14 protein-coding genes are annotated in these 15,174 nt (G+C 57.0%); 13 read left to right on the top strand and 1 reads right to left on the bottom strand.

All coding sequences use genetic code 11. From position 1 onward, the window contains the following. The first annotated feature begins 545 nt into the window (after positions 1-545). From FQS62_RS11140 to FQS62_RS11100, 9 genes are all read left to right on the top strand, one after another. The gene (locus FQS62_RS11140; RefSeq protein ID WP_208043159.1) at positions 546-2,012 is read left to right on the top strand and encodes an SIR2 family protein; all 1,467 of its coding nucleotides are present in this window, start codon (positions 546-548) and stop codon (positions 2,010-2,012) included. Between the two features lie 46 nt (positions 2,013-2,058). After that, complete coding sequence (locus FQS62_RS11135) at positions 2,059-2,565, top strand: toll/interleukin-1 receptor domain-containing protein (RefSeq protein ID WP_180855177.1); 507 nt, start codon at positions 2,059-2,061, stop codon at positions 2,563-2,565. Then, positions 2,562-3,707: a Thoeris type III anti-phage system protein ThcB4 gene (locus FQS62_RS11130; RefSeq protein WP_180855179.1), complete on the top strand. Its 1,146-nt coding sequence runs from the start codon at positions 2,562-2,564 to the stop codon at positions 3,705-3,707. Before FQS62_RS11135 ends, FQS62_RS11130 begins: the two co-directional genes overlap by 4 nt. Then, entirely contained in the window at positions 3,704-4,312 is a 609-nt protein-coding gene (locus FQS62_RS11125) for a Thoeris type III anti-phage system protein ThcA (protein ID WP_180855180.1), read from the top strand. The genes FQS62_RS11130 and FQS62_RS11125 overlap by 4 nt, the downstream gene beginning before the upstream one ends. Before the next feature lie 9 nt (positions 4,313-4,321). Next, positions 4,322-4,804 (top strand): TIR domain-containing protein, encoded by a 483-nt coding sequence (locus FQS62_RS11120; protein ID WP_180855182.1) that lies wholly within the window; start codon positions 4,322-4,324, stop codon positions 4,802-4,804. Between the two features lie 30 nt (positions 4,805-4,834). After that, positions 4,835-5,509: a TIR domain-containing protein gene (locus FQS62_RS11115; RefSeq protein WP_180855184.1), complete on the top strand. Its 675-nt coding sequence runs from the start codon at positions 4,835-4,837 to the stop codon at positions 5,507-5,509. Positions 5,510-6,141: 632 nt separating this feature from the next. Further along, positions 6,142-6,633 (top strand): hypothetical protein, encoded by a 492-nt coding sequence (locus FQS62_RS11110; protein ID WP_180855186.1) that lies wholly within the window; start codon positions 6,142-6,144, stop codon positions 6,631-6,633. A 234-nt stretch (positions 6,634-6,867) separates the two neighbouring features. Beyond that, positions 6,868-7,386 carry a hypothetical protein gene (locus FQS62_RS11105; RefSeq protein WP_180855189.1) on the top strand — a complete coding sequence of 173 codons (519 nt, stop codon included), beginning with the start codon at positions 6,868-6,870 and terminating at the stop codon, positions 7,384-7,386. A 488-nt stretch (positions 7,387-7,874) separates the two neighbouring features. After that, entirely contained in the window at positions 7,875-8,915 is a 1,041-nt protein-coding gene (locus FQS62_RS11100; RefSeq protein WP_180855191.1) for a DUF2971 domain-containing protein, read from the top strand. Between the two features lie 123 nt (positions 8,916-9,038). Here FQS62_RS11100 and FQS62_RS11095 read toward each other — a convergent pair whose 3' ends face one another. Next, the gene (locus FQS62_RS11095; protein WP_180855193.1) at positions 9,039-10,052 is read right to left on the bottom strand and encodes a hypothetical protein; all 1,014 of its coding nucleotides are present in this window, start codon (positions 10,050-10,052) and stop codon (positions 9,039-9,041) included. A gap of 329 nt (positions 10,053-10,381) precedes the next feature. Here FQS62_RS11095 and FQS62_RS11090 point away from each other — a divergent pair, with 329 nt between their 5' ends. From FQS62_RS11090 to FQS62_RS11075, 4 genes are all read left to right on the top strand, one after another. Next, a complete protein-coding gene (locus FQS62_RS11090) occupies positions 10,382-10,621 on the top strand; it encodes a hypothetical protein (protein WP_099596089.1) in 240 nt (79 codons plus the stop codon). Positions 10,622-11,154: 533 nt separating this feature from the next. Further along, a complete protein-coding gene (locus FQS62_RS11085; RefSeq protein WP_180855195.1) occupies positions 11,155-11,898 on the top strand; it encodes a hypothetical protein in 744 nt (247 codons plus the stop codon). After that, complete coding sequence (locus FQS62_RS11080) at positions 11,895-13,745, top strand: hypothetical protein (protein WP_180855197.1); 1,851 nt, start codon at positions 11,895-11,897, stop codon at positions 13,743-13,745. Before FQS62_RS11085 ends, FQS62_RS11080 begins: the two co-directional genes overlap by 4 nt. Beyond that, entirely contained in the window at positions 13,745-14,749 is a 1,005-nt protein-coding gene (locus FQS62_RS11075; protein WP_323162599.1) for an ATP-binding protein, read from the top strand. Before FQS62_RS11080 ends, FQS62_RS11075 begins: the two co-directional genes overlap by 1 nt. The last annotated feature ends 425 nt before the right edge of the window (positions 14,750-15,174 follow it).

The raw sequence follows: 15,174 nt of genomic DNA, 5'->3' as shown, positions 1-15,174 counted from the left end.
CCACGTTGAAAAATGGGCTTCTGGGCAGTCCTGTCTACACGGGACTAGCTGTCCAACTGCTGGCCTACAGCGCCCTATGTGTGCTCGAAGGGCAAGCATTTTTGGCCTGTCGCCGTGACTGACTCACGATTGGCCCGCTACGTTGCAAGTTGCGCATCCAGCAGCCCCAGGAAACCCTTGGGATCCAAGCCTTTGCGGATACTATTGCGTGAAGACCTCAGCATCCATTGCAGAGCCAACATGAGGACCGCCCTCCCGCCTCAAGAGGACGTGCTTAGGCACTCGGGAAATCATCGTGGGCATCCGCCTTGCCTTGACTCGCCCCCAATTAAGCTAGGTAGCGGATATTCCTCCGGAATTTAGCCTGCCATCGCATAGGGCGTCGCATTCAACTAGACATTGCTAATACGACTCAGTTGCATGCCATGGCCGCTGCAATTGGAGCACGGAGAAGCACCGACGGAGGACCTTGAAGCGCGCAAGCCACATGGGTAAGATCCGACCCATTCACGTTTGTGAGACATCCGTCACAAGGAGTAACGGTAATGGTCAGGGCAGCAAAACCGACATTCTCCCCAGAGATTGGAGCCTTCATTGATCGTTACGTAGAAGAGCTCGTCAACGGCAATGCCTCCGTATTCCTAGGCGCCGGGATGTCAATGAGCGCAGGCTTCGTCGACTGGAAAGGCTTGTTGAAGGATGTTGCCGCCGAACTGGGGCTCGATGTAGATCGCGAGACAAACTTGGTTGCGCTGGCGCAGTATCACTTCAACGAGCGCAACAACCGCAGCGTTCTCAATCAGAAGATTCTCGCTGAGTTCACGGAGGATCAGCAACTGACGCCGTCGCACCACGTACTGGCTCGCCTCCCAATTGGCCACTACTGGACCACCAACTATGACCGGCTGATTGAGACCGCTTTGACACAGGAGCATCGCCGCCCTGACGTCAAGTTCACAGCCGATCAGATGAGGCAGAGCAAGCCTGGACACAGCGCAATCGTCTACAAAATGCATGGCGATGTGGAGCACCCAGAAACCGCAATCCTGACGAAGGACGACTACGAAGGCTACTTCAGGGAGCATGAGGCCTTCGTTACGGCACTCAGTGGTGATCTGGTCCAGACGACCATGCTTTTTCTTGGTTTTAGCTTCACCGACCCGAACATCGACTACGTGCTCAGCCGTGTCCGTGTGACGCTGCGCCGAAAGCCAAAGAACCATTACTGCGTTCTTTGTCGCCTGCACCGCAAGGCACGCGAGAAGAAGGATGTGTATGAGTACCGGAAGCGCCAGCAGGAGTATCTGATCAAGGACCTGAGTCGACTCGGCATTCAGGCACTAATGATCGACGAGTATAAGCAGGTACCCAGCATCCTGAGTGCTATCGAATACCGATACCGACAGCGCACCATCTTTATCTCCGGCGCGGCTCACGTCTTCCCTGAACGTTGGGATTCGACTCGCGCGCACCAGTTCCTGGCAGGACTGAGTTCTGCCTTAATCCGCAAGCGACTGAATGTGGTTACAGGGTTTGGGCTGGGTGTCGGAACTTCGGTTGTGAGCGGTGCTCTCGAGACGATCTTGAGCAACCCAGCTCGATATCAGGAGAAGCAACTGCAAGCGAGCCCCTTCCCTGTAGCTACCGATCCGCGCGCAAGGCGCAGTCTCTATCGACAACATCGGGAGAAGGTACTAGGCAAGTGCGGCATTGCCATATTTGCATTCGGCACGAAGCTTGAAGGAAAGAAGACAGCCCAGTCCCAGGGTATGCGTGACGAGTTCAATATTGCCTGTGCTGACGGCTTGATCGTGATCCCGATTGGGGCAACCGGCAGCGTAGCCAAAGATCTCTGGAATGAGGTCTCTTCTCGATTCAATGAGTTCTACCCCCATGCCAGCAGTGCTTTCGCGAGACATTTCAAGACACTAGGCAAAGACGAAGCAACGCCGGAACAACTGACTCGTGCATTGACAAGCATGATCGATGAGCTGAAGCGTCTGCCCATCTAACCCGCACGACTGTTCCCCATCATTTCCATCATCAAGGAAGAACGCAGTGGCAATTTCGATCAGTTCGCTTCGCATGGCCTCCCATCGCGGCAGTGTTTCATTCGCCAGCACATCAGTAGAGGCACGAAATCGCGGAGTGAGGACGGCCTTCCTATGCCATAGCCACAAAGACCAGGACCTTGTGAAAGGCTTCGTTCGGATGCTGCACGAAAGCGGATGGTCAGTCTATGTTGACTGGAATGACACCTCCATGCCGAGCACACCCAATCAGGAGACCGCCCGCAAGATTCGGGAGAAGATTGTCCAGTTGGACTATTTCATCCTCCTCGCAACCGAAAACTCAATGGCCTCCCGCTGGTGCCCTTGGGAGCTGGGATGCGCAGATGGGAAAAAGCCGAACGAGCGCATCCTCGTGGTTCCCACCACAGAGCATGGTCGTGAGCATGGAAATGAGTACGTTGGTCTGTACAGGCGCATCGACAGCAATTCACTCGGCCACATGCAGGTGTTCAGCCCGGGATCTTCTTATGGAACTGCGGTGCGATCGCTATGAGCAGCTTGGCGACATATGAACTCGCAGTCCTTGGCTACCCTAGCCCGGAGCAGATGGAGCAACTGAGGGGCTACGTCGCCCATGCACTGGAACCATTTGGACTTCTGCTCGGCCAAGAGGTGGGTTGGACCGTGCACGAGTTCGAATTCCAACCAGCTCAATCGCGAGCGGCCGCCGCTCTTTACTTTGGATGTGAAGGTGCTACTCCCAAGCCACCTTCGGTGCCGGCAGCCGTCCCCGTAATTCCGGTGGTGAGTGACCTTGAACGCACTCCCTATCAGCTACCTGACAGCCTGCGCCCCATCAATGCGTTGGCCTGGCCTGTTGACCGGGTAGAACGTATCGCAACGGCCTTGTTGGAGTGCGCCGGACTGCTGCCACGGCAACGAAGAGTCTTTCTAAGCTACCGCAGAAGGGAGGCGCGCCTGGCCGCGCTACAGCTCTTCGACGCCTTCTCGGCGCGGCAGTACGATGTCTTCCTTGATACCCACGGCGTACCGCCTGCGGCCGATTTCCAGGCAATGCTCTGGCATCGATTGTGCGATTCGGACGTGCTGGTGATGCTTGATACGCCAGGCTACTCGGAAAGCCGGTGGACCAATGCCGAGCTTGGCCGCGCATTGGCAAAGGGTATCGTGATACTACGGGTCCAATGGCCTGACTCGACGCCGGATCGACGGACGCTGACGTCCAGTCGAGCCGAGCTCGTGTCTGAGGAGATCGATGTGTCTGGTCGCTTGGCGGAAGAAGCTGTCGAAAGAATCTGCCTGCACCTTGAGCGAGCACGCAGCGAGAGCATCGCAGTCCGTCATCTGAACCTGGTCAGTAAGGTCCGTGGTGATATCGAGAAGATCGGCGGCCAGTTCCTCGGCACTGGCCACTCCAGCTCTTTACATCTTCAGCTAGCCGATGGAAGGCCCTTGGTGGCATACCCAAGCGTCGGAGTACCCACGTCTTCCACACTCCACGATGCGAGCATCAATTGTCTGGGGAAGAGTGCGGCCGTAGTTTACGACTCGATCGGACTGTTGCCCTCATGGCAAACCCATCTGGATTGGCTTGGTGGCTACGTTCGAGGAGTCAGGTGGATCAAAGCGTCAGAGGCCGCCTGGCAGCTCGCTGATTGGGAGGACCACGCATGAAGGAGCTGTTTCTGTCCGCAAGCGTTCCGGTTCCCGAGCGTGGGCACTATCACGAGACAGCCAATCCATTTCTGATTCAGGTGGCCGTACGAGAACTGCTCATTGCAACAGTACGTCATCGCCGAATTGTGTGGTGCGGGCACCCTTCCATCACACCCATGATCTGGGCCATATGCGAAGACATGGGTGTCAGCTACGCCGATCAAGTCACTCTCTATCAATCTCGGTACTTCCGGGACATCTTCCCGGTGGAGAACGAGCACTTCAGCAATGTCGTTTTCACACCAGCCGTCCCCGACGATCAAGATGCCAGCCTGGCCTTGATGCGGGAGGCCATGTTATCCAGACAAGAGATCCAGGAAGCCGTCTTCATTGGCGGGATGGATGGCGTGGAGATCGAGCGCGCGCTACTCAATCGATTCCACCCCACCGCCAGAGTTCTGGCAGTCGCAGCAACTGGTGGCGCAGCACTAGATCTTGCCGCAGCCCAATCAGGGTCACCAGATCGCTACGATCTGGATTTTGCCTCGATGTTCCGCAACTTCTCCCCCGATGACCTTGGCACTGATCCATCGAGTGGGCCACGCCCACGGATGCACCGTTAGGAGGAATCAATGACACGCAGAGTCTTCTATAGCTTCCACTATCAATCTGATGCGTGGCGAGCGGCGATGGTTCGCCAGATCGGATCGATCGAAGGAAATGCATCGGCCAACGACAACGACTGGGAAAAGATCAAGCTTGGTGGCGACGCAGCCATAGCCCGCTGGATCAATAGCCAGCTCGAGAATCGAAGCTGTACCGTTGTGCTCGTTGGAGCTCAAACCTCACAGCGACGCTGGGTGCGGTATGAGATAGAGAAATCTTGGAGTAAGGGCATGGGCGTCTTCGGTATCCGTATCCATCGCCTACTGAACTCAGACCGGGTGCCGTCCAGCCCTGGAGGTAATCCGTTCGACTTCGTTCGGATTGATGGCCAACCCCTGAGCACGACTGTACCTCTTTACGACCCTTCCGGCAGGAACAGCCAAGAGGTGTACGGAATCATCTCCAGCAACATTCAGAACTGGATCGAACGCGCCGTGGGCGCGCGCTAGCATCAACACTGTCACGCATCAGGGGGATTTATGGGTCGAAAGATCTTCGTTTCGTACAAGTACGCAGATAGTCAGGTTCTGCACCTTCCCGGGAATGGGCTCAGGACCACGGTTCGGGACTATGTCGATCTGCTTCAGGCAAAGTTAGAAGAGGGCGATCACATCAATAAAGGCGAGGAAGACGGCGAAAGTCTTGTCTCGTTCTCGGATGAGGCGATTGCCTCACAGCTGCGCGAGAGAATCTATGACAGTACCCTGACCCTGATCATGGTATCGCCTGGAATGCGCGAGTCCGCGGTTTCAGAGAGAGATCAGTGGATGCCTTGGGAAATAAGCTATTCGTTGAGGCATAAGACTCGGAACGGCAGGCAGAGCGGTCCCAATGCGCTGCTTGGCATTGTGCTTCCGAACGCCGAAGGCAGCTATAGCTACTTCTTTGAGGATAAGAAATGCCCCAACTGCACCTCGGTCACGTTAAGAACCGATCGAACCTTCGGCATCCTCCAGCGGAATGCATTCAACACGAAGAGGCCTGAGGCTGGAACCTGCACAGATCACTCCGGAGGAAAGACCTACCGAGGCAATCACAGCTATATCAAGTTCGTGAAGTGGAACGAATTTCACGCCGACTATGGCAAGCACCTTGAAAAGGCCTACGAAATGCAGAAGTCTATTGATGACTTCAACATCTCTTCCACCATCTAGTGCATAGCCTTGGCTGATTGCGGGCATCTTGATGGAGATGGGGTTCCTTACCCCATCTCCATGAGCTAGACGGCGCCCCCTCGTCCTCACTCAGGCAGGACCGAAAGCCACTCTAGCCTCACGACACTCTGTCGGTGGGTGCAGGACTACCGGTCCTCGGCTCTCAAGCTCACGCCGCACTACGCGGCTGCGACGTGTGTGCTGCTTGAAGGCCCTTCCCAGGCTAACCAGCTCCAGGTCGCGGCGCCCAGCAATCGAACGACGTCAATACATTGAGGCCGGCCTGCCCCACCCATCGATCTAGCGTTTCGCCGCTTAGTCGACTAGCGCACCTCAGCCCCTGGCGCCCGGTAGCAACACCCAGCGGGAGCGCTTGCAACCCAAGATTGAGGGCCAGTTGCATCTAGGCCTGGTTGAACTAGATGCGTTGCCATGCCACTTGGGTAACGTGCGATCAACCGATCGGAACTGGCCGTATCAACAGATAGAACGCCGCCACTACCGGCCTTCATCTAAAGCATTGCCGGCCGCTAACGCCCTTACAGGCACTTCTGATCCGGCCGGGATCCTGAGCAGATCCGCTGCCAAGCATCACAAGGCAAAACGCAAAGAATCCTTGCAAGGAGCCATTCATGGAATCCCCATTTGCTTCAACCATCATCGCCGGACTACTACTGTCAACCGCCATCCAAGCCTCGGCCTCGCCTTGCACACTGTCGACCCTCACCATCGATGCGAGCAAGAATGGAATCGCCCGAGCGCACATAGTCTCAGACCTCACCAAGACCACCACCTTCTATGAAGGCTCACCCTATCAATTCGTCAGCGCGGCAGTAGTTCGGGTCGACAGCGATGGCGTGAAGCTTGATCAAGAGGAGACTACGACATCGATCGATGTGGGCTTCAGGGGCATCACCAACTGCTTCGGAGATCGGGTCCTCATAGACTTCAGTCACACAGATCTGATCGGGGTGCAGACAATCCCCCTTGCGCTGATTGGAACCTCCTCCCGCCCACCAATTCTGGATTCCTTCAGGACAACGATGATTCTAGAGGGCCGATCTGGCTCCGAACCCGAACACCGGACCATGAATGGTTGGACATACAGCTTCCGGGCGGAGTAGCGCCGAATGCCAGACTGCACCGGAGAAGGCCTGCATCTGGCCAAATCTCGCGGGGCACCCCCACGAATGCTCAGCGCATGGAAGGCATGCCCTACTGAGAAGAAGCCCGCATCAGAATCAAGTTCCAGCTATCCATCGAGCCGCGAGCGGTTCGTTATGAGTAGACAACGCAACCGTGCCCTGCATCCAGGGAATCAGGCTACTGACTGACGACTAGAAGGAGTACATTTCGTCATGAACTACGAAGAGCTGAACAAAGCATGGAAAACTCAGCGCGAGCAGTACCTGCTGTGGGAAAGGAGGCTAATGCACCACGCCCAGGAAGTATGCGACCACTTTGAGGAAAAGCTCAGACTTCCTCAGGCATCCTGGACCACATATGACGGAACGGAAGAGCGCCCCTATGTTGAGCTCGTTGACCTGTCCGACAGAAGCAAACCCAAAAGGGGCGCACCGAGTAACAAATCAATAACCGATGAAGGGACTCTAGTCTTCGGCATCGGCATCATTTTTGACCACGGCCCAGATTCTCACCCCAAGCGCAGCATATCCATCCCAATTGCGGTTCGGTACAACAAGATGAACCCGGAGTACGCAGTTCATTCTTTCGAAGGCGACCAGCCCGCTGAATCCTGGGTCCAGGATATGGATACGCTCTATTCGAACGCTACGAAAAAGCTGCATGAGTACCTCTCTCACGACCCTCACAACGGCTTTGCCAAGCAAGAAAGAGCCATTGGATTCATCGGCTGAGCCTTAAGCTGGAGCCCTCCAGGCCTTTGAGGTTATGCAGTCTCGTGCGCCCGCCGTCTACATGATCGCGGGCGCACGTACGACCCCACCTCTCCAGCTTTCAAATTCGCAAGCCGCGGGCAGAAGTAAGCGAACCCTCCCCTCCACCTGCGCGTGAACGCCTAAGCCCACTCGCGAGCCGACTAGCCCCTACAGCAGAGATCGAGAACACTACTCATTTGACTCGGCCGACTTGGAAAGAAGGGGTATCGTCGACGCCGCAAGGGCGCCGGACCACGTCGCGCAATGGCCTGAGGCGCAACTGCGGTAGTGACCAACCACCACTGGAGAGAAAGGGCGAGGGCCTACTCGGCGCCCTGCCACTCCGACCATCCTCGCACCCAAGATTACCTTCGTGTTCGCAGCGTGCCGGTGACGATGCATCAGCGAGCGCGAGTTGTAGCCGCAAGTGGTCATCACCCGCCAGCCACATGTAAGCAACTCTCAACATGAAATCCAAAGAAGAAAAGATGCAACCTGACTTGCTCTACCGCTACCGGCCGTTGGGCGAGAAGTCTTTGTTCACGCGCGAGCTTGACGCGCTGGAGAAAAGTTATCTATATGCCCCACGATTTGACCAGATGAATGATCCAATGGAGGCTCTGTTCGAGGTGGCAACCGCAGACGATGCCATGGCGATTCTACTACCGCCAAGCCTAGTAGCCATTGGCACCCGCATCCTTGAGACAACTGCAAAGATCGCCAAGGAATCAGGCTTGATTTCGATGTCAGTTAACCAGCTGGACTACCCGCTGTGGGCCTACTACGGCAGCAGCTTTGGTGGCATGTGCCTAGAATTCGATACTGCGGAACTAGAGATCGGATTGCTAAGCCGTGAACTCCTAATGAAGGTCGTCTACGACTCGAAGGCTCCTAACCCAGTGAGCTTCCAGTCCCTAGCATTTGCCGATCCTCTGCTACTCGTCAATAGACGACTGACCCAGAAGCGCGAGGAGTGGCGACATGAGAAGGAATGGCGCTATCTGGCTGGCCAGCCCGGCCCCAAACCACACACCGACACCGCGCTCAAGTCAATCTATCTTGGCCCCCGCATCAGATCCGACGAAAAATCGCGAATTCTCGAAGTCATGGCCCGCCGGCCGGTTGCTGTCTACGAGGGGATAGTGGACGGCTACGACTTAAAGTTCCATAAGATCAAGGCCGCGACGCCCTGGAGCGAATGCGATCGAGTAGGCTCAGGCCACTACAATCCCGATGAGTCACTATCGGCCGAAGATGAGCTTCGTAAGGCACTTGGATCAAACTTCGAAGCGCTGGGACGAAAGTGCAAGGAACTGAGCGAACACCCAAATATCGAGAGCATAGATGATGTGTATCTGACGAGCTCTGGAAGCGGTGTATTTATCACAACGACGTACGCTTTCAGGGACGGAACCCGTAGACCGCATGTCCACTACTTTGATGCCTCAATGAATCCGATCACTAAAGAGGCAGCCCTTTTGAAGGTGACCCCGGCGGGGGCTGATTGACCTCGATGGCCTCTTGGCGTGGCGCGCCCCAGAAGGGCGCGCAAGCGTATCGACCACAACCGCCTATCGCCCCTCTTGCTTTGGCCAAAACCTGAGCCCGCCTCCCCTCCCCTCGGAGTCGCGCTACTCCAAGGAAACGGGAGATCCTGGAGGTGCAACTCCCAGCATCCCAACCATGGGACGCGGATGCTCAACGTCAACCAGCACTTCAACAGACTGCCGGACCCCCAAAAGCTCCCGACCCAGAGGCTTGATGCGGGCGTAGGAGGAACTTCCCTCGCTAGAAATGGGCAGAACTTCCGCCACGCATGCAGCTACTGGGCTGATCAACGCAAACTGCGTGAGAGTTGTCACCTCACCGTGACAAACATCCTCCGGCACGTCCAGCAAGCCAAGAAACAGATCATCAACAGCGTCCTGGGGCGGCCAAGATCCGCCGAGATCAGACTCAGCCTGCTGCTCGACCATCCTTTGCCTTGCAAGATCTTCCACGAAGGCAAGATAGTGCACGTGGAACCGGGCGAAGAATGCCTCCGCCCCGCCCGTCCGCGGAGTTACCGGAAGCATGCACGGATAGTCATCTTCAAAGAACACACCACTCGCCAGATTGCCACCAAGTGTGCCGGACTCCGTTTGGCCGAGTGGAAACCCAACATCCTTTGGCAAGAGCGATCCCCGCCGGAGCCTGACCACCCGCTGCTCCATCAACAGCTGGATTGTCGCGCATGCGTCGGGACGCAATCCCCAAACAGCACAAAAACGAACAACTGCCCATCGCAGTGCGTCCCGGACATCTATTGCAGTCTCGAGCCTACCGCTGTCTATGGCCAACAGATAATTGCACGCACACAGGCCTATCGCGTCCAAGGAGCCAACTTCGGCCACGTTAAACATGGACTCCAAGGCATCTACTCGACTAGGCGCATAGCTGCTGAAGCCAGGGAGTTGGTGATGAAAAGCCACCAGGCGTTCAGTAATGGACGGCATCAGTAGCCCAAGACGCTCCATTAGCGATCGACGTACGCCTCGCAGCTGCTCCGCAGTGGGAGCCCCTGCGCCGCAGATCATCCAGATCGGATGCTCAAAGGCCTCCTTTGCAGCCGCGAACGCTGGATCCCGATGCACCGAGTCGATCAAGTATCCACCAGGGCCGCGCAGCCTCCCTGGATGATGCCCCTTGCTGAAGATCCGGTAGAAGGATCGGGGACGACCGTTCGCCGCTTGGGCGTGTACATCGAGCCCAACTCTGGGCAAGAGCGACTGATCAAGGTCATCCCAAGTCAGCCGATCGCCATGCAGCCTTCGTACAACGCAGGCCCACACGCTATTACGGACGACCAGCGCCCCATCGGTTGGAATCTTGCCACGAGGCATGCTTATGGATCTTCTGAAGCGGGACTAAAGAATCCCCTAGAACTGGCTGCAATTGTGCATGATGGAGCCCAACGGTAGCTAGGAGTTGGGTCATGCCTATCCAGAATCCAGAAGCAGCAGTCTCCACCGAACTCAGTCGCGAGCTGCTAGAGCGGCATGGGGAGCTCATGGGCGGCAGCGACCTCCAGCGGAACCTTGGCTTTCCAAACGGCCGCACCTTCGGCCGAGCCGTCCAGCGCGATCTTTTGCCGGTTCGCACCTTTCCGCTGCCAGGTCGGCGGGGGTTGTTCGCCAAAACGCGAGATGTCGCTGAGTGGCTGAACTCGCTGTAATGCCTAAGCACGCGAGCTGAGGCCGAAGCCAAAAGGCCCGCACCACTTCTGATCTGCTGAAACTCACTTGGGCGCACAGTGCGCCCCTGAATGGCTTGACGCCATAACTCCAGCTTCGAAGGAGGCATTTACCCCCCCCAGCCCATCAAATCTCCGACCCCGGAAATGAAATCGCCCCCGCAGCAACGGAGGCGATAGCCTCTCGCCGGAGCGAGAGGAGGTGAAGCTCTACGATAACGAATGTAGGCTCCCGCAATTCCGACTTCGTGTCAAGCAGCAAAGCTGCTTGAGCGGGCATCTGCGCGCGCCGACTGCCACCGTATGGCAGCCGGCACGGCGCCCCATGCCCGAAATCCCTAATGACCCTGCTGGCCATTGCCGCCAGTACCGAGCCTCATTCTCCGAGGCCAACCGGGAAGTCGATCGATGAAGATCCAACACTCAGCTGCCCATGCATTGAGTCATCCCGCAATCGCGATTGCGCAGCGCCACTCCTCGACCATGCGAACTGCAGTCATCCACAAGGAGGCAGCATGAGCAACCACGCGACCAATCCCGTGAGCCCGTTCCAAGGCGTAGCGTCTGCACGCGCCTCCGACCCGCTCCACAATGGGACGGATCGACCGCTGGTCCCCCGTGAACTCACCGCTGGCCAGATCAAGAGGGGGGACATCTTCACCTTCTTTAGCCCGAAAGAGAACCGGACGGTTACCGTACACGGCCCCCTGCAACTCGCGCTTCGGCTGCAATTGGAGTTTGATCCATCAGTGGCGGCCGTGACCGAGAGGCCTCGGTCCATCCCGGTAGGACTTGACAGCATGGAGCTGCATTTCTGGTTTCAGAGGCGCGGAGGCCAGGAGATCTATGCAAACGTCATTCCGAATTCGCAGACAGTACCCGGCGTGGATGGCAAGCGTCGTCCTCGCGAGCTGGACCGGCTTCGTTCAGCAGCCAAGGATGCAGGCATCTCTTTGCGGCTAATCACGGAGGACGAACTCAAGGCGCCCGGCGGCAGGAATGAGCTCTGCTACCAACTGCTCGGGTTCTGCCAGTCAGCCAAGGATCTGGGGAGCAGCCTGGCGTTGCGACAGGAAATCGCCGCGACCATCGAGCGAAGCGGCAGCATCAGTGCAGATGAACTCATCCATGAGCTTAGGCACCACCCTCGAACTCACATTCAGGGGGTCGTGGCTGAGTTGCTTCACGTCGGATTTCTGGCGACCGATGCATTTCCTCGAATGACGGGGCGATCAAGGATCTGGAGGGCCGACGCATGAGTTCCAAGTTCAATGCCGTCGACCTCGAGTCGATCCGGGCAACTCCAAGGCCAAATGGGATCGTACTTCCAGCTGATCAACAGTCGGAATTTCAAGCCCGTCTGTCCGCACTCACCAGCGTCCTTGATGGGGCAACCTTGGTCGACGCAGCCCTTCGATGGGGCGTGCCGCGAAATACCCTCTCTCGAATGATCCGGACCGCACTGCTCTTCGACGAAAGCGGTCATCGAGTCGGATACCGAGCCTGCATTCCCTATGCGCGATTCAGCGTGTCAGATCGCAACAATTCGGTCGTCCCCGATAGTTCACATCCGTTCGCCATGGATGCCGTCATGCAAGCCATCCCCGAGCTCGGCGATGCAGTCGCAAGATTCAAGGGCGCCTTGCCAGCGAAGTCCAAAAGGAGCCCCGCGTTCGACAGACTGCATTCCCAGTTCGTGAAGGTGCTGACTGGGAAGGGCTTTCAGGCCATGTATCCGCTCAACATCCGCGACAAGGGAAGACGAGCACTAACCTCCCTCATAAGGCGCATCCGAGGCACAAAGAGCGAAAGTGAGATGCTCTTGGCTGCGGATGAGCCTACTTCCACCCGAATCGAGAACCTACTCAGCATTCGGCCATTTGATCGAGTTGAGTACGACGAGCATTCCGTCGACATCGACGCATGGCTGGCCATGCCGATGGCGGACGGCTCATTCCGGCTAGAGAAGATTAGTCGGATCTGGCTACTGGCAGTTGTTGATGTCGGGAGTGGCGCCATCCTTGGATGGGAAATGGTGCTTGGCCGGAAGTACGAGCAACACGATGTAGTCAGCCTGTTCGCGAAGATCATGAGCCCCTGGCAACCAAGGGATCTGAGCACGTCGAACTTAAGCTACTCGACTAATGCATGGATGCCGTCGATCTACCTAGTGGATGAGGTAGTGATGAGAAGCGCAATGATCGCAATGGACAACGACTCATCCCATCACGCCAAGATGACAGTCCGAAATCTCATTGATCATCACAAGGGAATCCTGCACTTTGGACGATCCGGGATGGGCGAAGGTCGCCCCTACATCGAGGCTCTATTCAAGAAGATTGAGAATGGCCTGCTGCGCCACATCGCCGGCGGCTTTGCTCCCGCAACGCAAGTGAATGAGCGTCAAGTCACTACAAAGCTTGACGGGAAAGACCACCCCATCCTCCTGGAGGTCTTGAAAGACCTCATTGACACCTATGTTACCTCGCACAATGTGACGAGCCGGTCCACTCGCGAACCGAGGTCGCCCAAGCGAATCATTGATGAGCATCTGGCATCTGGGGAGTGGGTGTGGCATGCACCTGGCACCGAAGATGACGTGAGAAACATGACCGTTAGGCGGATGAAGGTGACCATCAGAGGCTCCAGAAGGAGTGGTGTACCTCCCCTCGTCTATCTCGACCACGCTAGGTACAGGTCACCAACACTGTCTGGACAGTGGCACCTGATTGGGCAGTCGTTTGACGCAACCTACGAAGACTGGCAAGACATTCGCAAGCTGACCCTCTGGAGAGGCGGTAAGCGTGTACTCACACTTCACGCTCTCGCCCCATATGCGAGCGTGGCCCACACGCTGTCGATCAGGAAGCGCGCGGCACGCTGGGCGAAGAGCGACGCGTCACGGGAGCCCGGTAACTACTGTTTAGCCGACAACATTGAGGCCTATCACGCAGCCGTCCGATCGGCGGCCGCTGGCATCAGGGACAGCGCCTCGCTCATGGCAGCTGGCGACGTGCCCAAGCAACCTTCCACGACCAACAGTCAGGGGCAAGGCTCTCCACTGATGGGAATCCGCAGGGCCACGTTCAACACGAGGCTCCGCTGATGAAGGCCCCGGCGAGCCTTGAGAACCACCCAATGCACGCGCGACATCGCCCCAATATCCAGACTCTCCCCTTACTGCGAATGGCATCTGGATTCGCCACGTGCCTGGAGTATGGGCGGCCGAGCCTGAGGATCATTGGCGATGGCCGGTGTGGGAAGTCAACTGCCACGCGAATACTTGAAACCACCACTTCTTGGCGACCTTTTCCTATTGGATTCCTCCGGATGGTCGTCGGAAAACCGACTACCCCTAGCGAAGGCAACTTCTTCCGCGAGGTCATCCTTGGACTGGGCATGAGGGCAACAACCGTAGCCAGCCCGCAGGATCTCCTCCTCAGGATCATCCGGGCAATTGAGCAGGAAGCCGCTAGAGCATCGGCCGACGTGGTCGTGATTGCGATCGATACCGCTGAGCAGCTCACGCTCAAGGACTATGCCCACCTTGCAAAGCTTCAGAACCACTTCCTCGGATCATCAGTGCAACCGTTCTTTCTCTTCATCCACCAGAGCAACAGCGTGATTGGAGGCGCAGACGATCTTAGTCAACTGGCGCCGCCACATCTGTATGGCCGATTCTTTGTCGACAGCCATCCTTTTACCGGGCTTCTCTGGGACATCCCGAAGGAGGACGCTGACGTGCAGGACGCATGTGACGTCGCCTTGGCATTTCGTCAGCTTGACCAAGTTATGAGATGGCCGGACGAGGGCGGAAAGACCTACACCGAAGCATTCGCACCCTATGCTTACAGCGTTGGCTGGCGCCTTGAGAAGGAGACCGAAGCGATACGCGAACGAATTGAGAACCTTGCCAATCAAGGCAACTATCCCGTCCCCAGGGATTGGCTCATGGCCTCTTTCAACCAGTTTGTTTACCACCTACTCACCAAGATCGCCGCTGGGCGCAGCGATTTCGAAGGACTTACTACCCAGCACATCGATGAAGCTCTCCTGCGCAGCGCATACGCCGGCTTCGAAAGCTCAAGAAATAGGGCCGCAGGCAAATGAGGAGCGGCACTCAGCTGGTCGGAGGCAACCTCCGACTTGTTCCATACCAATCGGCTTTTGGCTGCGTCGCGAGGCTATCGCGACTGAACCAGGCCAGGCGGGTCACGGAGTACTCACAGCTCCTCGGAATCAAGCCAAACAGACACATCAACCTGCTCTTGAGCCTGACGACCTCGCAAGTACAACAAGAGGCGCTCTCTACAACCCTTGGGATCGAGACTCCGCCCGAGTGGGACTTAGCGGCGTGGTATCCGTTCATAACTGACGACCCGAGACTGCCCTCCCATCTCAGGTTGAGGTACTGCCTTCCATGCATCAGACTCGGGTATCACACCACACTGCATCAGCTGCCCTGGATTTCCACGTGTCCTTGGCATGGCGTTCGCCTGCGCCAGAATTGCCCACGATGCAATGGATTTCCGGTG

Origin of the sequence: Stenotrophomonas sp. SBJS02 (assembly GCF_020428325.2) — a bacterium.
Taxonomy (GTDB): domain Bacteria; phylum Pseudomonadota; class Gammaproteobacteria; order Xanthomonadales; family Xanthomonadaceae; genus Stenotrophomonas; species Stenotrophomonas africana.
The sequence above is the reverse complement of the archived record's forward strand: the minus strand, read 5'-3'. Positions and strand labels throughout refer to the sequence as shown.